Raw genomic sequence first — 17,886 nt, 5'->3', positions numbered from 1 at the left:
ACAATAAAAAGTAATCCTCCGATGAAAAAATATATTCTCTTGGCAGCCTTTCTTGCCATTTACTCCTGCAAAAATTCAGACCAAAATTATGAAGCTTCCGGAACTTTCGAAGCCGATGAAATTATGGTTGCTGCCAAAGCCACGGGTACGATTCTGAACTTGCGTGTAGAGGAAGGCCAGCAATTATCGCAAAACGAAAAAGTCGGCGAAATTGATCCAAAAAATGTGGAGTTGCAAAAGGAACAGGTCGTCGCGAGTATCGAAGCTCTGGACCAAAAGACCAATTCAGCAGTTCCTCAGATTCAGGTGCTTCAGACTCAGATTTCTACACAGTCTGCGAATGTTTCCGTATTGAATGAACAGCTTGACAATGCAGTAAGAGAAAGAAACAGAACTGCAAATTTAGTAGCCAAAGATGCCGCCACCAGAAAACAGCTGGATGATGCCAACGGGCAGGTGAAAGTTATTCAGAAACAGATTTCTGCAGCACAAAGCCAACTGAATATTCTGAAGCAGCAAATTGCAAGCGTAAAAGAAAATGTATCAATTCAGAACCGGGCGGTTTTAAGCGAAAGAAAGCCTACCCAGAAAAAAGTGGAACAGATTGATGAGCAGCTGAAAAACAATACGATCGAAAGCCCGATTTCAGGAATGGTTCTAACAAAATACATGAATGAAGGCGAATTTGCCGTTACCGGAAAACCGATCTTTAAAATGGCAGGCTTAGACCTGATGACTTTAAAAATATTCATCACCGGAGATCAGTTGCCTCAGGTGAAAACCGGTCAGCAGGTGAGAGTCTATATCGATCTGGGAGACGGAAAAACCAAAGAATTTCCGGGAACCATTTACTGGATCAGTTCAAAAGCCGAATTCACCCCAAAAACCATACAGACCAAAAACGAAAGAGCGAATTTAGTATATGCCACTAAAATTCATGTTAAAAATGACGGCTTCCTGAAAATCGGGATGTATGGCGATGTGAAGTTTGGGGAGACCGGTAAATAGTAAAAGAATCAAGTGAAATGAAATCCATCAGAGTCAATAATCTCACCAAAACCTACGGCAAGGGAAAATCAAAAATCCTTGCGGTGGATGACGTGAGTTTTGAGGTCGGGCATGGGGAAATTTTCGGACTGATTGGTCCCGACGGCGCAGGAAAAACTTCCATTTTCAGAATGCTCACTACCCTTCTGCTTCCGGATTCCGGTTCGGCTTCTGTTGAAGACTTTGACATGGTGAAAGATTATAAAAAGATCAGACCGATTCTCGGTTACATGCCCGGAAAATTCTCGCTCTATCAGGATCTGACCGTCGAAGAAAACTTAAATTTTTTCGCGAGTGTTTTTAATACGACTATCGACGAAAATTACGATTTAATCAAAGATATTTATATTCAGATCGAACCTTTTAAAAACCGCAAAGCCGGCGCGCTTTCGGGCGGAATGAAACAGAAACTTGCCCTTTGCTGCGCCCTGATTCACCAGCCGAAGATTTTATTTCTGGACGAACCTACCACCGGCGTCGATCCCGTTTCCCGGAAGGAATTCTGGGAAATGCTCCAGCGGCTTCAAAAAAAGGGCATCACCCTGGTCGTTGCCACGCCTTATATGGATGAAGCGGCGCTTTGCGACCGGATCGCGCTCATTCAGCACGGTAAAATACTTTCCATTGACAGCCCTGAAAATATCAGCAGTACTTTCCCGGACCTGCTGTTCGATGTGAAAGCCGGCAGAACTTCGGCTGTTCTGAGGGCGTTAGAAAACTTTCCTGAAAAGAAAAACGCCTATGCTTTCGGCGAATCAGTGCATCTGACGGTTGAACGGAGTGAAAATTTCAACACATCATCCGTTCAGGAATATTTAAAAAGTGCGGGTTTTGAGGAGGTAGAAATCAGTTCTGTAAAAGCAAGCATCGAAGACAGTTTCATCCGCTTATTATCAAATTAAAATGAATTCCGAAAGTCCAAATATTGCCATTAAAGCCGAAAAAATCACAAAGATTTTTGGAGAATTTACGGCGGTTGACCATATCAGCTTTGAAGTAAAAAAAGGCGAGATCTTCGGATTTCTGGGAGCCAACGGTGCAGGAAAAACCACTTCAATGCGCATGTTCTGCGGTTTATCTGTTCCAAGTTCGGGAACAGCAACGGTCGCTGGTTTTGATGTCTATAAGGAAACTGAAAAAATCAAGAAAAGCATCGGCTACATGAGCCAGAAGTTTTCGCTGTACGGCAACCTGACCGTGAAAGAGAATTTAGAATTCTTCGGCGGAATCTATGGAATTCCAAAGAAAGAATTAATCATTAAACGTGACGAGCTTATCGTTAAACTTGGGCTCGAGAACGAAAAAAACAAGTTGGTTTCAGAACTTCCCCTGGGCTGGAAACAGAAACTGGCATTTTCGGTCGCTATTTTTCATGAGCCTCAAATTGTGTTTTTAGACGAACCCACCGGCGGTGTGGATCCTGTAACACGGCGGCAGTTCTGGAACATGATTTACGAAGCTTCAGACCGTGGAATTACTGTTTTCGTGACCACCCATTATATGGATGAAGCCGAATACTGCGACCGCGTTTCAATTATGGTAGACGGAAAAATAGCGGCTTTGGATACACCGGCAAATTTGAAGAAACAATTCGGCACGCAGAGTATGGATGACCTTTTTTATGAACTGGCAAGAGGCGCAAAACGCAGCGCAGATTGATTAAGCCGCAGTAATTAGTTTTAAACCAAAAGTCACAAAGATGATCGAACTGATATAGGTTAAAAGAATAAATAAAATGAAACAGTTATTAACTTTTGTCCGGAAAGAATTTTTGCACGTGCTGCGTGACAAAAGGACTTTGCTCATTCTTTTCGGCATGCCCGTTGTTCAGATCCTGCTGTTTGGTTTTGCGCTGAGCACCGAAGTGAAGAACACCAAAATCGCTGTTTTGGATCAGGATAAAACGCAAACCTCGGCTGAACTCGTTTCTAAAATTGACGCAAACCAATATTTTGATCTTGACCTTAATCTGAAATCCATTCACGAAGCGGAAGACGCTTTCAAAAGCGGAAAAATAAAAATGATCCTCGTGATTCCTGCGGAGTTTTCCCAAAACATCGTCACCGGTAAAAGAACACAAATCCAGCTTATTAACGACGGAACAGACCTCAACCTCGCCAATCAGACTTATAATTTCATGTCGAACATCATTGGAGATTTCTACGGAAAACAAACCCTGCAGCCACGTTTGGGAATTCAGCCCGAAATCCGCATGCTCTACAATCCGCAACTGAAAGGTGCTCCTAATTTTGTTCCCGGTGTGATGGCTTTTATTCTTCTGATCATCTGTGTGCTGATGACGGCGATCGCCATTGTGCGGGAAAAAGAAACCGGCACCATGGAAGTACTGCTCGTTTCGCCCATGAAACCTTACGTCATTATTCTCGCGAAGGCGATTCCGTATTTTATATTATCGGTCATTATACTGATTTCTATTCTGCTATTAAGTGTATCCGTACTTGATTTACCAATTGAGGGAAATATATTTCTACTGTTTGCGATCAGCATTATTTTTATCATCACAAATCTCCTCATCGGCATTGTGATTTCAATTCTGACTGCGACTCAACAAACCGCGATGCTGATTTCACTTATCGGAACAATGCTGCCGACACTGATGCTCAGCGGTTTTATGTTCCCGGTGGAAAATATGCCGGTTCCGCTTCAGATCGCCGGCAACATTATTCCTGCAAAATGGTATTATGAAATTGTAAAAAATATCATGATCAAAGGAACAGGAATGGAAACTATCTGGAAACACGTTCTGGTTCTTCTCGGAATGATGACCATTCTTTTTGTGATCGCGGTGAAAAAATTCAAAATAAGGCTTGAATAATTTTAAAAGATGTTTAGAACGCTCCGTATACTAATCAAGAAAGAATTCCTGCAGATCTTCAGGAACAGATCCATTCTAGCCATTATTTTCGTGATGCCGGTGGTGCAGCTGGTTGTACTTCCACTCGCTGCCAATTACGAGATCAAAGACATTAAAATGGCCTTGGTGGACCATGACAAATCCGGTTTCTCCCGCGAACTCATCCGCAAAATTACTGCATCAGGATATTTTAAGATTACATCTTACAGCGAAAATTACCGGAAAGCTTACGACGAAGTGGAGAAAGACCGCGCTGACCTGATTCTTGAAATTCCCAACAATTTCGAAAAAGATCTTGTAAGAGAAAACAGCCAAAAAGTTCTTCTCGCCATCAATGCCATCAACGGAACCAAGGCCGGACTTTCCGCTAGTTATCTCGGTCAGATTCTGCAGGATTATAATGAACAAATTCAGCTGAAAATGAGTCCGGAACTGGAAAGCACCAAAAACAGTTCCGGTCTGGAAATCATTCCGAATTTTTGGTTCAACGAAGGCTACAATTACCGGCTTTCTCTCGTACCGGGGATTCTTGCCTTCCTGGTGACTTTAATCGGAGGTTATTTAACAGCCCTCAACATTGTATCTGAAAAGGAAACCGGTACCATCGAACAGATCAATGTTTCGCCAATTAGGAAAACAGATTTCATCCTTGGTAAATTGATCCCCTTCTGGCTGTTGGCCATGGTAGCCTTCACCATCGGACTTCTGGTTACGGTTTTTGTGTACGGCATTCAGATGCAGGGAAGTCTGCTGCTGCTCTATGCCTTCATCTCGGTTTACCTCATCACGATTCTTGGAATGGGACTTTTGGTTTCGGTTTACAGTGAAACCCAGCAGCAGGCGATGTTTGTGGTGTTCTTCTTTATGATGATTTTTGTCTTGATGAGCGGACTTTTCACCCCAACCGAAAGCATGACCGACTGGGCAAAATATATCGCGTACCTGAATCCCGTAACTTACTGCGTTGACGGCATCCGTTTGATTATCCTAAAGAACAGCGGCTTCACTGATCTGCTGCCACACTTTGTCTTTATAACAGCTTTGGGAACGGTTGTGATCACTTGGGCGATTCTGCGTTACCGGAAAACGAATTAAAACACCAAAACCGGTATTTTATTATGCTAACCTCTTCTTAATCATACAGTTCATTATAAGATGTGAGATAAAACCATTAACTTTAAAAAGCCATCATGAAACGGATCATATTTCTATTTTTTTTAATCACTTTCGGATTGTTAACGCTGTTTATGAGCAGTTCAGTCCTTTTCGACTGGTTCGGAATCAGAGCTAAAGAGGGCAATTTTGTTCCCTTTATTGTGTGGGCAAACTGGCTGTGTGGATTTCTATATTTAACATCCGCTTACGGGATTTTTAAAAATAAAAGCTGGACAAAAATTCCATTGATTACTGCACTCGTTATCTTAATTTCCGCTTATATCGCACTCTTCATCTATATTGATCATGGCGGCTTATACGAAAACAAAACGCTGGGAGCGATGGCTTTTCGAATAGTATTAACTACAGTATTTTTATTGATAACCACAAAAATTTTTAAGAAATGAAAAAAGCAAGTTTATCGGCCTTATTTGGTTTGGCAGTTGTAGTTTCCTGTGAGAAGAAACAGGAAAATCACACAGAACACATAACCACAGAACAAACCGCCGCGGATCATCATTCTGAACATGCTGACGAAGCAAAATCGGAAGAACATGCCGACGTTTCTGCAAATCTGGAACTCGACAACGGTAAAAAATGGAAAACCAATACCGAAATGCTGCCTTTCATTCAGGAACAGGAAAGACTGATTAAAGGCTATGATTCCGATAAAGGTGATTATAAAAAACTGGCTGCCGATCTTACTTCAGCCAATGAAAAACTCATCAAAAGCTGTACAATGACCGGAAAATCTCACGAAGTGCTGCACGCATGGCTTACGAATCACATGAACACCATACAGCAGCTGGCTAAAACCAACAACAAAGCGGAAGCAGAAAAATTAACAGAAGCTCTGGAACATTCAATGGAAAGCTATCACCATTATTTCGAATAAGCATCTCTTTTTCCAAGTCATAAAAAAACTCAACCACAAAAAACTGTTTTCTTTTGTGGTTGAATTTTTATCTATAACCGAGAAGAGCACTGAATGACGCTTATTTTACTTTCTTTTTATCAGGATTGTAGTACTCCTTATTTTCCTTTCCAGATTGGAAACCAAAGTGCCGTGATGCAGCAGCCAACCGGCCAGGACTCCTATTAAACTTCCGATCACCGTATCCAGAAGGCGCGTTGCCATCAAGTCGTTTACATTAATCGCCATTCCTCCTGAATTTTCTGCGAGAAAGATTGTCAGAGGTGTGATAAATACCGCCGCTAAACCGTAGTTGCGCACTACAAGCATTTCTACCACAAACTGCAGTCCTGCGATCAGGAATACCAGTGAAAGCCCCGACGGTTCTGAGGCAAGCATCAACCACGTTAAGCCGATTCCGATAAAGGTTCCGAAAATACGGTGCAGATTCCGCTGCCAAGCATGAAAGAGGTCTTTTCCCTGTAAAATGGCAAGCGCAGAAACAGGTATCCAGTAAGCGCTTTTCAGTTCTAAAAAATTACCGATCAAGAGCCCCGCAAACATTGCGAAACCGAGGATTAAGCTCTCTACAATATGAGTGTAGCGTTTCTTTTTCAGCTTTCTTCTGAAATTGGGCTCCACTACTCTTTTTGCAATAAAAACAGAATAGAAAAATGCCAGAAGTACGGACAGCATTGCGCCCATTGTAACCAATCCTACATTCAGCGGAATGGCTTCCACCTCGAAAGGAATAGAAGTTGCCACCGCTGCCACCATAATAAAGAAGAAATTACGCGGTGCCGGAATATCGAACCAAGACGTTACAAAATGGGAAAGAAAAGCAATAAATCCGAGTGCCACCGCACTCAGAAAAGCATTAAAACTGAATATATAAGCCAGCGCAAAAGCCAAACTGAAACCAAACGCACATACACAGAGATGAATCATGCGTTTACTCAGAGAAGCATGAGTAAAATAGAGAATTACCAGTGCGCCGATACTTGAAAGATTACCATAAGCGGGCCTTCCCAAATACCATCCGATGAAGAGACAAAGCCCCACACAAATCCCTGCAAGAAAAGGAAAATGCCAGAGTCTTTCGGTCTTTTTTATTTCGACAAGAGATTCTACATGTGTGCTGATCTGTTTCTGAAGTTTCATTTTTTTTAGCTGATTATTTTTTTAGCTTCTTCCCAAAGCACGTCCATTTCTTCCAGAGACAGATCTTCAAGCTTTAGATTTTTATCATGAGCTAAATCCTCCATTTTCTGAAACCTTGTGATAAATTTAATATTCGTCCTTTCAAGGGCAGAATCGGGATTTATTCCGGTAATTCTGGCGTAATTAATTAAAGAAAAAAATACATCGCCCAGTTCCTGCTCTTTTTTATCAGGATCAGTTTCAGCATGAAATTCTGCAAGTTCTTCATCCACTTTTTTCCATGCATCTTCAGCATCGTGGAATTCAAAACCGATTCCTTTCACTTTATCCTGGATGCGGTAAGCTTTCACCATGCTGGGTGTTCCTTTGGTCACGCCGGAAAGCACAGATCTGTTGCCTTCTTTCAGCTTCAGTTTTTCCCAGTTCTGCTTTACCTCTTCTTCATCGGCAACCTCGGTATCACCGTAAATATGCGGGTGGCGGAAAATCAGTTTTTCATTTAAAGCATTAATGACGTCCGCGATATCGAAACTGTTTTTCTCAGAACCTATTTTTGCGTAAAACACCAGATGCAGCAACACGTCGCCAAGTTCTTTTTTAATTTCTGGCAAATCTTCCTGAAGCAGCGCATCGGAAAGTTCGTAAACTTCCTCCAGGGTTAAATGACGCAGACTCTGTAAATCCTGTTTTCTGTCCCAGGGGCATTTTTCACGGAGATCGTCCATAATGTCAAGCAGGCGGGAAAAAGCTTCGAGTTTCTGTTCTTTGGTATTCATGTGCGGGAGATAAGGAGAATTATAATGCGGGTTAGACGCCACGGTACAAATTTACGTTATTAAAGCAAAAAAACCTTGCCGGTAAAGACAAGGTTTTTGATTTGAATGCGATTAAATTTATCCCATTTTTCTGTGGGTGCTTTTCGGCGCTGCTTTCGCAGAAGAAGTGGAAGCTTTCACTTTAGGTGCAGCTGCTTTTTCTGTTTTGGGCGCTGCTTTTTTAGCTGCTTTTTTCTCGGTGATTTCTGCTGGCTGTTCCTCAGTTTTCTCTTCTGCAGGCACTTCTGCTTTTACAAAACTTTCAGGGGTAATATAACCCGCTTTGTTCAGGATGTTATACCACTGCGCAAGCTTCTTAATGTCGGAAACATACACTCTTTCGGTGTCATAATCAGGCAGAGATTCTGTCATGAATGCTCTTAATTCAGCATCAGAAGATTTGTGGGAAATCGTTTCCTTATAATCGTTGTTCTTTGCTACATTCTCGAAAACTTCAAACAAAGGAACTTCCTTATCGAAGGTAAACATCGCGATATTATCCAGCAAACTTACCTGAGATGTATTGCCGATGCTTACTTTCTTTTTTGTTAAAACATCCTCAATGATGAACCCACTTTTCAACTGCGAAATCAATTTGTACAGACCCGGTTTTCCGGAAATTGAAATTATTTTTTCTAACTGCATTTTTTTATTTTTTATGTTTGAATTTTTAATAACTGTTATTTTTTTTGTCGCGTCAGAATAAATTCTGAATCTTTTAAAACTGTTGCCGCTGCGCGGATTCCTTACTTACTTCGGAAATCTCATTTTATAATTGACGGCCACATCTCCCTGAGAAATTTTGGCAAGTTTTCCTTTAACCAGCTTTTTCTTTAAAGAACTTAAATGGTCTGTAAACAGGATTCCTTCGATATGGTCGTATTCATGCTGAATCACCCTTGCTCTCATGTCGGAAAATGTATCGGTATGTTTAACGAAATTTTCGTCAAAATATTCGATCAGGATGGTTTCTTTCCGTTTCACATCTTCGCGGATGTCCGGTATTGAAAGACAGCCTTCATTGAATTTCCACTCCTCGCCGGATTCTTCCAGGATTTTTGCATTGATGAAAACTTTCTTGAAATCTTTCAGTTCTTCAGCAATATCAGCATAATCTTCATCCTCCGCCAGTGGTGAAAGATCTACCACGAAAAGGCGGATATCGAGTCCGATCTGCGGAGCAGCCAAGCCGATTCCGTGTGCGGAATCCATGGTGTCATACATATTCTCCACCAGAGCTTTAAGTTCCGGATAGTCTTTATCGATCTCGTGACAGTGTTTTCTTAAAACTGCATCGCCAAATGCACGTATTGGTAATATCATCTTTGTTTCTGTTCTAAAAAATTCTGCAGAATGATGGTGGCACTCACCTTGTCAATCAAGCCTTTTTCTTCCCGCTTTTTCTTGCTTTTACCGCTTTGCGAGATAAAAAAAGAAGCCATTTTCGAAGTGAAACGTTCATCAAAACGATGTATTTCCACCGCAGAATATTCTGTTTTAAATTTTTCTATAAATTGTACAATATCCCCTTCTATTTCGGAGAGGTTTCCTTTGAGGTCTGTGGGAAGTCCTACTACAATTGCATCTACGGTATTCTGGCTGAAATATTTCTGCAAAAAAACAAAAATATCCTTGGTTTCCACCGTATCCAAACCGCTCGCAATAATCTGCATATCGTCGGTTACAGCAATTCCGCAGCGTTTTTTACCGTAATCCACTGCCATTATTTTCCCCATAGTCTGCAAATTTACAAATATTTGTCTTTGTTCACAAAATTTAAAAATAAGTGATAATTATCAACTTCAGTTTTCACGGTGATGTTCATAATCTGCCTAACTTTAATAGCAGTCTTAATCATTAATTAAAAAACACTTTGCGAATGAAAGCATTAGTATTTAAAGGACCCGGACAAAAAGAGCTTGTCGACTGTCCGATGCCGGTGATCAAAGAATCCACCGATGTGATCGTAAAAATGGTGAAATCTACCATTTGCGGAACCGACCTTCATATCCTGAAAGGAGATGTTCCCGCAGTAACCCCGGGAAGAATTCTCGGCCACGAAGGAATGGGAATTGTAGAGGAAGTGGGTGAAGCGGTGAAAAACTTTAAAAAAGGAGACAAAGTACTTATTTCCTGTATTACCTCCTGCGGAAAATGCGAAAACTGCAAAAAGCAGCTCTATGCGCACTGCTCGGATGGTGGCTGGATTCTGGGGCATTTGATCGATGGAACTCAGGCAGAATATGTCCGTATTCCCGCATGGTGAAAACTCGCTCTATCATTTAAAAGATGACGTGAATGAAGAAGCTGCAGTAATGCTGAGCGATATCTTACCTACAGGATTTGAAATCGGCGTACTGAACGGAACCGTAAAACCCGGAGATACCGTAGCGATTGTCGGTGCAGGCCCCATCGGATTTGCCGCACTGCTCACCGCTCAGTTTTTTGCTCCTGCAAAAATTATTATGGTGGATCTGGATCAGGAAAGACTGGAAGTTTCCAAAAGTTTCGGTGCGACCGATGTGGTAAACAGCGGCACAGAAAACGCCGTAGAAGCCGTTAAAAGAATAGCCGGCGCTGAAGGCGTTGATGTGGCCATTGAAGCAGTCGGAGTTCCCGCCACCTTTGACATCTGCCAGAAACTTCTGAAACCGGGCGGTCACCTCGCTAATGTAGGCGTACACGGCAAACCGGTGGAACTGCATATTGAAGAACTATGGATCAGGAATGTAACGATTACCATGGGCCTTGTCTGCACCAGCACCACTTCTATGCTGCTGAAAAATGTAGAAAGCAAAAAACTGCAGCCCGAAAAACTGGTATCTCACCGCTTTGATTTCAGTGATATGCTGAATGCTTATGAAGTATTCGGTAATGCTGCGAAAGAAAAAGCACTGAAAGTGATTATTAACTTTAACTGACCTTATTGTAGCAAAATGAAAAGAGAAGCTAACAACTTCTCTTTTTTTTAATTAATTTTATTTCCCCAAAATAACAGCTCAGCATGAAAACACTTATCCTCGTTCGCCACGCAAAGAGCGACTGGCCGGAAGACACCGATGATTTCGACAGACCACTTGCCGACAAAGGCCTTCACGACGCCGAAAAAATGTCGGCCTATATGAAGGAAAACAATGTGCATATTGAAAAGCTGGTCTCCAGTCCGGCGCTGAGGGCACTGAGTACGTGTAAAATCTTTAATCAGACCTATCAGCTGGGAATCGAAACCAATCCAAAACTGTATCATCCTTCTGAAAGCAATTTCGAATCGGTGATTTATGACCTGGATGACGGGGTGAATTCGGTGGCGATGTTTTCACATAATAACGGAATTTCCAATTTCGCCAATATGATGTCTCACAACATTTTTGTGCTTCCAACATGCGGCGTTGCAGGATTTCAGATCGACTGTAACTCTTGGTCAGATTTTGAAGGCGCGAAGAAGAAACTGATATTCTATTACGAACCGAAGGATATTAAATAACTACACAGTCACAAAGGAATATTTCTTTACGCAAAAACCTCCCAGATCAGGTTCTGATATTTTGAATTTCCATATCATAAAAAAGTCACAAAGATATCCTCTTTGTGACTTTTTGGTTTTAAGCATCTTTCCAATTTATTTGGTTCTCTGCAGATCCAGGTCTTCAAAATCAAAACTGAAATCGGTGACATCTGAAATAGGTTTCAGCTTTGCCGACTGGGCTTTCCCTTTTTCATCATAATTAAAAATAAGGAAAGCATCGGCATCATAACTTCTGTCGTCCCATTTGGCAATGAATATATTGTTGGTATAAGGCACAAGCTCGCCTTTCAGGCGCGGCGAATTTTTACAGAAGATTCTATAAGTTTTTCCTTCCTGTGAAATAAGCACCTCCCCAAACCAGTCATCTTTATAGGTTCCTACAAACTGTTCCGGCTTTGGCTGCTGATTTTTATCTTTCCTAAATGCTTCGGCCTGGGCATACACTTCTTTTTTACCTTTAGTAAACTCGGCATCCATCTTTGCTGTTCTGTCACCATAGGTTTTCAGCCAGTTGCGGTCTTCGATCCCAAGATATGCGTCTTTTACGGTGTTGGTTACGGTACTGAAAGCTGCCCCGCTCTGCTGATTCGTAAGAACAATGATTCCGAGTTTCATATCAGGAATTAGGGTAAACTGAGTAACGGTACCAATTAATCCGCCGGTGTGGTAAACCTGTCTGTGGCCTTTTACGTCGGTAAGGAACCACCCCAAACCATAGCCTCCAAAATTGGAATCATAAGCGTTTTTCATTGCGACCGGTGTAGCGATCTGCAGGTTCCACAGCTGCTGGATCTGTTTATCGGAGACAAGTTTTTTACCTTCTTTAGTGGTAAAGCCGTTCATCAGGAAATCGGCCCATGTTGCCATGTCCCGGATGTTACTGATGATTCCGCCTGCTGCGTTGCCTGTTTCATTCCAGTCGTGAGGCACCTGAATAACCTTTCCGTCCACCGGTGCGTGGGCATCGATGATATTGGTAACTTTGGCAGCTTTTGCCCGGTTATAGCTTCCGAAACTGGAATTCATTCCAACCGGTTTCATGATTTTCTGCTCGATAAATTCTGCCCAGCTCAGTCCGGAAACCCTGTGGATGACTTCTCCCGCAACAATAAACATAATGTTGTTATACTCCATTTTGTTTCTGAAAGAATATTCAGGCTTCAGGTAACGGACGTTATGGATGATATCATTTACGGTTAAATTTCCGCCTTCCGGAAAGAACATGAGGTCGCCCTGTCCGAGGCCAAGTCCGGCACGGTGGGTGAGTAAATCTTTAATGGTTACTTCCTGCGAAACGTATGGGTCGTACATCTGAAATTCCGGAATGTATTTGGTCACTTTGTCGTCAAAATTCAGTTTTCCTTCATCCGCCAGAATGGCAAGCGCTGTGGCGGTAAATCCTTTGGAGTTGGAAGCAATTCCCACCAGGGTATTTTCGTCCATTTTCTGTTTGGTGGTGAGTGAACTCAGACCAAAACCCTTGGCATAAACCATTTTGCCGTCTTTGATAATGCCGACCGACATCCCGGGCACGTCGAAGGTTTTAATGGTGTTCTGAATCAGTTCGTCCAGTTTTTTTTCTTCCACCTGTGAAAATGCGAGGAAGGAAGTGAGGACCAGAAGTAGAGAAAAGTTACGTTTCATACAGATTATTAAATTTACACGAAGATATAAATTTTTAGGCGAACTGCATACCGACTGCAGCTTGTGAATATACCTCCCAGATTGCATTACAGCCCGTAGCTTTTACTCCTATTGTTCGGGACGGTTTCGGAGATGGTTCGGAAAAAAGCGATCATTTCCGAACCTGACACGAGTAAAATATGAGGCATTGTAGAAGATGACTTGAGTCTACCCTAAAGGAGCCTATAAGATGCTACGGCGCAAGTGCGGCGCAACTACGGCTCAACCTCGAGAAAACGTTTATGGGGAAAGATTAAGAAGAATTTAATGGGTCGGAAAATGATGATTCCGAATAAAAATTAATAATACAATCATCTGTTTACCAAAGTGTTGTAAAGATAGTGAAAAATCAATAAACACTTATTTTAGCCCTTAATTTTCATATATTTGAGAGTTACCAGCAATTTTAATCCAAAACCGTGAAAAATCCAACAGTCTTTGACAAAAGTACATTCAGACTCTATATACCGTTTCGGAAATATCTTACTTTAGAAAGTATTTTAAAAGAAGAAAATGTAAAATTCTATATTGATTTTGAAACTCCTAACTCGGTTACGGATTTTGTTCGGTTTTATTTTGAAAAAAAAGATGAAATTCTTGTGAATCAAATTTTAAGTGAAAATGAAATTGAAGCTACTGATGATTTTTTTGTCCCTGCTGATTTTAAAAAAGAACAAAAAGTATTTATCTTATATTTGAAACCTTTGGAATATTATTAACTATTGTACTATTCTATTACCTGATCCAAAATTCTATTTAAAGGAAGGTTTAAAAAGCAAATTCCACTACAAAACAACTGGTAACAGAGTATTTCTATTAGCGGGATTGAAGTTAACATCATAAAAATATTCGCTAATTGTTCTTTTCGTTATATTTACAAAAACCAGGTATCATAATCCTCGCCAACAGAAACACCCAACCGTTGTATACACAGTTAACCAAAATCCTTGCAAATGAAACATTTAATAATAATTTTGACATTTCTTTTATTCGGCTGTACTTCAAATAAGAGTCTGACAGATATTGAGAAAGAAAAAATTAATACTGAACTTGATTACATCGGTAAGATTGACCAAAAATACGCAGGAATTCCATTTGAGGACTTAATAAAAAAATATGGTAATGAAAAAGCGTGGAAAATATTTGAAGAGAAAAGAGATAGTGTTGGACTTGACAACCAACAACGGATTAAAAAATTATATTTAAAATATGGCTATTTAGGATTTAAAGAAGTTGGAAAAGAAAATTCTGTTAAATTTTGGCTCCCAATTCAGCATGCAGACAAAGATGTTAAATTTCAAAAAAAAATGCTAAAAGAATTATGGAAACAAATTCGAATAAATAATGCAAACAGAAGTGATTATGCATTGCTTGAGGACAGAGTTGCAATAAACACAAATCAAAAACAAAGATTTGGTTCACAGGTCACATATAATGAAGTTGGACAAGCAATTCCGAAAAATGGACTTTTAGATAGTGTAAATATTGACAAACTTCGTGCTGAATATGGCTTACCGTCATTCAAAGATTATTATAATTGGATGACTACGAATCATTTTGAAATGAATAAGGAAATTCTTCTAAAGAAAGGAATTACTGAACCTAAACTTTATAAATAAAAAACACTGAATACACATGCTATTCTATTAGCGGGGTTGAGGTTTACATTTTGAAGATTTTCGCCAGCTGTTCATTTTGTTATATTTACAAAGTTTAGTAATAATAATTCCCGCCAACAAATACTCAACCGTTAGCTGTAATTCCACTACTCAAAAACGAAGTTGTTTTTAGCAGCTAACAAGAAAAGTTGAATTCAAAAACAAATCACTCAATTTGAATTGACTGACAGAGATATTGAAATCGTAAAATACTGATTATCAACATTAAAATTTAACATTAGTCAGAATATAAAAAAGTTGAGAATTTAATTTCTATGCTCAGTACTTTTACAAGTACCAAACTCCTTCTTCTTTTTTTTCGTCATTACATTTCCGTTAACTGTTCAGTTTTTTTCTTAAATTAGCAAATCAAAACACTCATAAACAGACCGTTATAAAGACCAACTGTTTTCAGATCCGTTTGTTTCAGTACCGATTTCTGAACTGAAAGCTCTTCATATCATCTATCACAAAAAAAACAAACACCATGAAAAAAAACACCAAAAATTTCCCCAGCGAATCCGATGAACTTTTTTTAACAGACGGCGGACTGGAAACAACACTTATTTTTCTGGAAGGTTTCGATCTTCCCTGTTTTGCCGCCTTTGACCTGATGAAAACTGAAAAAGGATGTGATGCCCTCAGAAATTACTACCGAAAGTATTTAGAAATTGCGAAAAAGCACCATACCAGTTTCATTTTAGAAACTCCCACCTGGCGTGCCAATCCTGATTGGGTGGAGAAAACTGGCTATCCCAGATCTTCCACCTCCGCAATAAATAAAAAAGCGGTCGCACTTATGAAAGAATTAAAAACTGAATTTGAAAATGACCTTCCAACCATTCTCATCAGTGGGTGCTTCGGTCCGCGGGGAGATGGATATTTTCCGGAAAACACCATGAACAGAGAAGAAGCGCAACAGTATCATTCCCACCAAATAGAAGTATTAAAACATTCCTCAGTTGATCTGGGGTTACGGCACTTACACTGCAGGACGCAGAAGAAGCAATCGGCGTTACTCGTGTGGCAAATTACTTTACACTTCCTGCTGTTATTTCGTTTACGGTAGAAACCGACGGCAAACTCCCGAACGGAATGAGCTTAGCAGAAGTCATTAAAACAGTTGACGAAAACACGGATGTCCCTCCTCTTTATTATATGATCAACTGTGCGCATCCCACGCATTTCCACCAAGAACTACTTAAAAATAAAAATGATCCCTACACGCGACGAATCAAAGCTATCAGAGCAAACGCCTCCTGTAAAAGCCATGCCGAACTGGATGAAGCTACCTCGCTGGACCGCGGGATCCCCCATGAGTTAGGCAAAGAATACAAAAATCTGAAAGAATCTTTTACCCATATCAATGTTTTTGGTGGCTGCTGCGGCACTGATGAAGAGCATATTTCTGAAATCATCAGCCAGATACATCCGGCTTCCGTTTGAAAATACAGATCCGCGAGGCTGTCTTTTAAGATTTTTTAACCTTTTTACTTTCCCTGCAGTTTCTGTGAAAACCCTAACTTTGTAATAAAGTAAAAAGTAAATGGAAAATAAAAAACAGTTTTTTCTCGAGTGTTATCAGTTAGGTATTATAAAATTCGGCCGATTTACGCTGAAAAGCGGTATCGAAAGTCCCTTTTATGTGGATTTGCGACCTCTTGCTTCCGATCCCAAAATTTTAAAACGCCTCGCGAATTACCTGTTGGATATGCTTCCGCTGGACAATTTCGATCTTATCTGCGGTGTTCCTTACGCTGCGCTTCCGATGGCGACTGCAATGTCTTTAGAAAGCTATCTTCCGCTTATTATCAAACGAAAAGAGGCGAAAGATTACGGTACCAAGAAAATGATCGAAGGCATCTATACTAAAGGTCAGAACTGTCTTTTGGTGGAAGACGTGATCACCAGCGGGAAATCACTGCTCGAAACGATTCCAGAGATAGAAAATGAGGGGATTTCGGTGTCTGATATCGTTGTGGTTCTCGACAGACAGCAGGGCGGAAAAGAAATGCTTGAAACCAAAGGTTACCGTGTACATACACTTTTCACCATTTCTGAAGTGTGTAAAATCCTTAAAGATGAAGGACATTTATCTGATGATGAAGTATTGAGAATCAATGATTTTCTGAATGGCAATGTGGTAAAATTTGAAGAGCAGAAGCGGCTTTCTTACGAACAGAAACTCGAAAACGCAGACCATTCAGTATCAAAAAAACTGCTTGAAATTTCCCTCGAAAAGAAATCAAACCTTATTGTTTCTGCAGATGTTATTTCCACTCACGAACTTCTTGAACTGGCTGAAAAAGTAGGACCTCACATCGTAGCCCTGAAAACCCATATCGATATTATCACCGATTTTGATCCGGATACCACCATCCTTCCGCTGAAAGATCTGGCTACTAAATATAATTTTCTTCTGATGGAAGACCGCAAATTTGCCGACATCGGAAATACCCAGGAACTTCAGTTTTCTTACGGAATCTACAAAATTTCCAACTGGGCAGATTTCGTTACTTCGCATGTCATCGGCGGTTACGATTCGCTCGACTGCTTTTTGAATGTGGGAGTTGTCGCGATATTGGGAATGTCTTCGAAAGGCACTCTAACAGATAAGAATTATCAGGAGGAAGCGCTTAAAGTTGCACAGTCTCACCCCAATGTCATTGGCGGTGTGTCTCAGAAACAGATTCCTGATGAATTGCTGCTTTTCACGCCGGGAGTAAATCTGGCGGATTCCGGCGACGGAAAAGGACAGCAGTATAACACTCCGGAACATGTCTTTAAAAACTTAAGAACAGATTTCATGATTGTAGGACGCGGAATATATAAATCTGATGATGCTGAAAAAGCAGCATTGCGCTATAAAATTGCAGGATGGAATGCCTACACCAACAGTCTGTAAAAACTTTTTAATCCAATCGAAGCGCTCTTGTCAAATAAAAACAGGATAAGAGCGCTGCGTTACAGCAAAGTGCAATATCGTTCTTTTAATGAAAACCTCGTTATAGAAACAGCAGAAATTGGCTTTGGATTTCTGCATTCACTTTTCC

Annotated in this window: 21 protein-coding genes; 15 read left to right on the top strand and 6 right to left on the bottom strand. The window is 40.6% G+C overall.

Translation table 11 applies throughout. From position 1 onward, the window contains the following. The first annotated feature begins 21 nt into the window (after positions 1-21). The 7 genes from KSK37_RS01100 to KSK37_RS01070 all read left to right on the top strand — a co-directional run bounded on the left by KSK37_RS01100 (position 22) and on the right by KSK37_RS01070 (position 5,972). Positions 22-1,008: an HlyD family secretion protein gene (locus tag KSK37_RS01100; protein WP_217198943.1), complete on the top strand. Its 987-nt coding sequence runs from the start codon at positions 22-24 to the stop codon at positions 1,006-1,008. A gap of 17 nt (positions 1,009-1,025) precedes the next feature. Then, on the top strand, positions 1,026-1,949 hold the full coding sequence (locus KSK37_RS01095) for an ABC transporter ATP-binding protein (RefSeq protein ID WP_217198941.1): 924 nt from the start codon (positions 1,026-1,028) through the stop codon (positions 1,947-1,949). A 1-nt stretch (position 1,950) separates the two neighbouring features. Continuing rightward, positions 1,951-2,706 (top strand): ABC transporter ATP-binding protein, encoded by a 756-nt coding sequence (locus KSK37_RS01090; RefSeq protein WP_217198939.1) that lies wholly within the window; start codon positions 1,951-1,953, stop codon positions 2,704-2,706. 76 nt (positions 2,707-2,782) lie between these two features. Then, positions 2,783-3,883, top strand: coding sequence for an ABC transporter permease (locus KSK37_RS01085; protein WP_217198937.1), 1,101 nt, complete (start codon positions 2,783-2,785; stop codon positions 3,881-3,883). A gap of 9 nt (positions 3,884-3,892) precedes the next feature. Further along, a complete protein-coding gene (locus KSK37_RS01080; RefSeq protein ID WP_217198934.1) occupies positions 3,893-5,017 on the top strand; it encodes an ABC transporter permease in 1,125 nt (374 codons plus the stop codon). A gap of 95 nt (positions 5,018-5,112) precedes the next feature. Next, positions 5,113-5,484, top strand: coding sequence for a hypothetical protein (locus KSK37_RS01075; RefSeq protein ID WP_217198933.1), 372 nt, complete (start codon positions 5,113-5,115; stop codon positions 5,482-5,484). Continuing rightward, complete coding sequence (locus KSK37_RS01070) at positions 5,481-5,972, top strand: hypothetical protein (protein WP_217198932.1); 492 nt, start codon at positions 5,481-5,483, stop codon at positions 5,970-5,972. The genes KSK37_RS01075 and KSK37_RS01070 overlap by 4 nt, the downstream gene beginning before the upstream one ends. A gap of 105 nt (positions 5,973-6,077) precedes the next feature. On the opposite strand, the gene KSK37_RS01065 is transcribed toward KSK37_RS01070, so the two are convergent. From KSK37_RS01065 to ruvX, 5 genes are all read right to left on the bottom strand, one after another. Further along, on the bottom strand, positions 6,078-7,151 hold the full coding sequence (locus tag KSK37_RS01065; RefSeq protein ID WP_217198931.1) for an FUSC family protein: 1,074 nt from the start codon (positions 7,149-7,151) through the stop codon (positions 6,078-6,080). Positions 7,152-7,156: 5 nt separating this feature from the next. Then, positions 7,157-7,927 (bottom strand): nucleoside triphosphate pyrophosphohydrolase, encoded by a 771-nt coding sequence (gene mazG / locus KSK37_RS01060; RefSeq protein WP_217199399.1) that lies wholly within the window; start codon positions 7,925-7,927, stop codon positions 7,157-7,159. A gap of 117 nt (positions 7,928-8,044) precedes the next feature. Beyond that, complete coding sequence (locus tag KSK37_RS01055) at positions 8,045-8,611, bottom strand: DUF5606 family protein (protein WP_088358354.1); 567 nt, start codon at positions 8,609-8,611, stop codon at positions 8,045-8,047. A 105-nt stretch (positions 8,612-8,716) separates the two neighbouring features. Continuing rightward, positions 8,717-9,289, bottom strand: coding sequence for a peptide deformylase (gene def / locus KSK37_RS01050; protein WP_088358355.1), 573 nt, complete (start codon positions 9,287-9,289; stop codon positions 8,717-8,719). Then, a complete protein-coding gene (ruvX, locus tag KSK37_RS01045; RefSeq protein WP_217198930.1) occupies positions 9,286-9,702 on the bottom strand; it encodes a Holliday junction resolvase RuvX in 417 nt (138 codons plus the stop codon). Before ruvX ends, def begins: the two co-directional genes overlap by 4 nt. Before the next feature lie 143 nt (positions 9,703-9,845). On the opposite strand from ruvX, the gene KSK37_RS14005 reads away from it, so the two are divergent. The 3 genes from KSK37_RS14005 to KSK37_RS01035 all read left to right on the top strand — a co-directional run bounded on the left by KSK37_RS14005 (position 9,846) and on the right by KSK37_RS01035 (position 11,450). Beyond that, on the top strand, positions 9,846-10,232 hold the full coding sequence (locus tag KSK37_RS14005; RefSeq protein ID WP_246566148.1) for an alcohol dehydrogenase catalytic domain-containing protein: 387 nt from the start codon (positions 9,846-9,848) through the stop codon (positions 10,230-10,232). Next, the gene (locus KSK37_RS01040) at positions 10,210-10,887 is read left to right on the top strand and encodes a zinc-binding dehydrogenase (protein WP_246566146.1); all 678 of its coding nucleotides are present in this window, start codon (positions 10,210-10,212) and stop codon (positions 10,885-10,887) included. Before KSK37_RS14005 ends, KSK37_RS01040 begins: the two co-directional genes overlap by 23 nt. 83 nt (positions 10,888-10,970) lie before the next feature. Further along, on the top strand, positions 10,971-11,450 hold the full coding sequence (locus KSK37_RS01035) for a SixA phosphatase family protein (RefSeq protein WP_088358358.1): 480 nt from the start codon (positions 10,971-10,973) through the stop codon (positions 11,448-11,450). A gap of 135 nt (positions 11,451-11,585) precedes the next feature. Here the strand turns inward: KSK37_RS01035 and KSK37_RS01030 are convergent, their stop codons facing one another. Beyond that, positions 11,586-13,136 carry a serine hydrolase gene (locus KSK37_RS01030; protein WP_217198927.1) on the bottom strand — a complete coding sequence of 517 codons (1,551 nt, stop codon included), beginning with the start codon at positions 13,134-13,136 and terminating at the stop codon, positions 11,586-11,588. A 458-nt stretch (positions 13,137-13,594) separates the two neighbouring features. Here KSK37_RS01030 and KSK37_RS01025 point away from each other — a divergent pair, with 458 nt between their 5' ends. The 5 genes from KSK37_RS01025 (at position 13,595) to pyrF (ending at position 17,738) form a co-directional block, all read left to right on the top strand. Beyond that, on the top strand, positions 13,595-13,894 hold the full coding sequence (locus KSK37_RS01025) for a hypothetical protein (RefSeq protein WP_217198926.1): 300 nt from the start codon (positions 13,595-13,597) through the stop codon (positions 13,892-13,894). Positions 13,895-14,128: 234 nt separating this feature from the next. Beyond that, on the top strand, positions 14,129-14,794 hold the full coding sequence (locus KSK37_RS01020; RefSeq protein WP_217198923.1) for a DUF6624 domain-containing protein: 666 nt from the start codon (positions 14,129-14,131) through the stop codon (positions 14,792-14,794). A gap of 526 nt (positions 14,795-15,320) precedes the next feature. Further along, positions 15,321-15,902 carry a homocysteine S-methyltransferase family protein gene (locus tag KSK37_RS14130; RefSeq protein ID WP_217198921.1) on the top strand — a complete coding sequence of 194 codons (582 nt, stop codon included), beginning with the start codon at positions 15,321-15,323 and terminating at the stop codon, positions 15,900-15,902. After that, positions 15,857-16,279: a homocysteine S-methyltransferase family protein gene (locus KSK37_RS14125; RefSeq protein WP_343216966.1), complete on the top strand. Its 423-nt coding sequence runs from the start codon at positions 15,857-15,859 to the stop codon at positions 16,277-16,279. Before KSK37_RS14130 ends, KSK37_RS14125 begins: the two co-directional genes overlap by 46 nt. A gap of 100 nt (positions 16,280-16,379) precedes the next feature. Further along, on the top strand, positions 16,380-17,738 hold the full coding sequence (gene pyrF / locus KSK37_RS01005) for an orotidine-5'-phosphate decarboxylase (protein ID WP_217198919.1): 1,359 nt from the start codon (positions 16,380-16,382) through the stop codon (positions 17,736-17,738). The last annotated feature ends 148 nt before the right edge of the window (positions 17,739-17,886 follow it).

The sequence above is a fragment of the Kaistella soli genome, assembly GCF_019038595.1.
Lineage (GTDB): Bacteria > Bacteroidota > Bacteroidia > Flavobacteriales > Weeksellaceae > Kaistella > Kaistella soli.
This window is presented reverse-complemented; position numbering and strand designations above follow the sequence as displayed.

Coding starts and splice junctions, on each gene's coding strand:
- ruvX (WP_217198930.1), bottom strand. CDS start 9,702: ATGGGGAAAATAATGGCAGTGGATTACGGTAAAAAACGCTGCGGAATT.
- KSK37_RS01065 (WP_217198931.1), bottom strand. CDS start 7,151: ATGAAACTTCAGAAACAGATCAGCACACATGTAGAATCTCTTGTCGAA.
- mazG (WP_217199399.1), bottom strand. CDS start 7,927: ATGAATACCAAAGAACAGAAACTCGAAGCTTTTTCCCGCCTGCTTGAC.
- KSK37_RS01055 (WP_088358354.1), bottom strand. CDS start 8,611: ATGCAGTTAGAAAAAATAATTTCAATTTCCGGAAAACCGGGTCTGTAC.
- KSK37_RS01035 (WP_088358358.1), top strand. CDS start 10,971: ATGAAAACACTTATCCTCGTTCGCCACGCAAAGAGCGACTGGCCGGAA.
- KSK37_RS01090 (WP_217198939.1), top strand. CDS start 1,951: ATGAATTCCGAAAGTCCAAATATTGCCATTAAAGCCGAAAAAATCACA.
- KSK37_RS01030 (WP_217198927.1), bottom strand. CDS start 13,136: ATGAAACGTAACTTTTCTCTACTTCTGGTCCTCACTTCCTTCCTCGCA.
- KSK37_RS01040 (WP_246566146.1), top strand. CDS start 10,210: ATGTCCGTATTCCCGCATGGTGAAAACTCGCTCTATCATTTAAAAGAT.
- KSK37_RS01070 (WP_217198932.1), top strand. CDS start 5,481: ATGAAAAAAGCAAGTTTATCGGCCTTATTTGGTTTGGCAGTTGTAGTT.
- KSK37_RS14005 (WP_246566148.1), top strand. CDS start 9,846: ATGAAAGCATTAGTATTTAAAGGACCCGGACAAAAAGAGCTTGTCGAC.
- pyrF (WP_217198919.1), top strand. CDS start 16,380: ATGGAAAATAAAAAACAGTTTTTTCTCGAGTGTTATCAGTTAGGTATT.
- KSK37_RS14130 (WP_217198921.1), top strand. CDS start 15,321: ATGAAAAAAAACACCAAAAATTTCCCCAGCGAATCCGATGAACTTTTT.
- KSK37_RS01100 (WP_217198943.1), top strand. CDS start 22: ATGAAAAAATATATTCTCTTGGCAGCCTTTCTTGCCATTTACTCCTGC.
- def (WP_088358355.1), bottom strand. CDS start 9,289: ATGATATTACCAATACGTGCATTTGGCGATGCAGTTTTAAGAAAACAC.
- KSK37_RS01085 (WP_217198937.1), top strand. CDS start 2,783: ATGAAACAGTTATTAACTTTTGTCCGGAAAGAATTTTTGCACGTGCTG.
- KSK37_RS01075 (WP_217198933.1), top strand. CDS start 5,113: ATGAAACGGATCATATTTCTATTTTTTTTAATCACTTTCGGATTGTTA.
- KSK37_RS01095 (WP_217198941.1), top strand. CDS start 1,026: ATGAAATCCATCAGAGTCAATAATCTCACCAAAACCTACGGCAAGGGA.
- KSK37_RS01020 (WP_217198923.1), top strand. CDS start 14,129: ATGAAACATTTAATAATAATTTTGACATTTCTTTTATTCGGCTGTACT.
- KSK37_RS01080 (WP_217198934.1), top strand. CDS start 3,893: ATGTTTAGAACGCTCCGTATACTAATCAAGAAAGAATTCCTGCAGATC.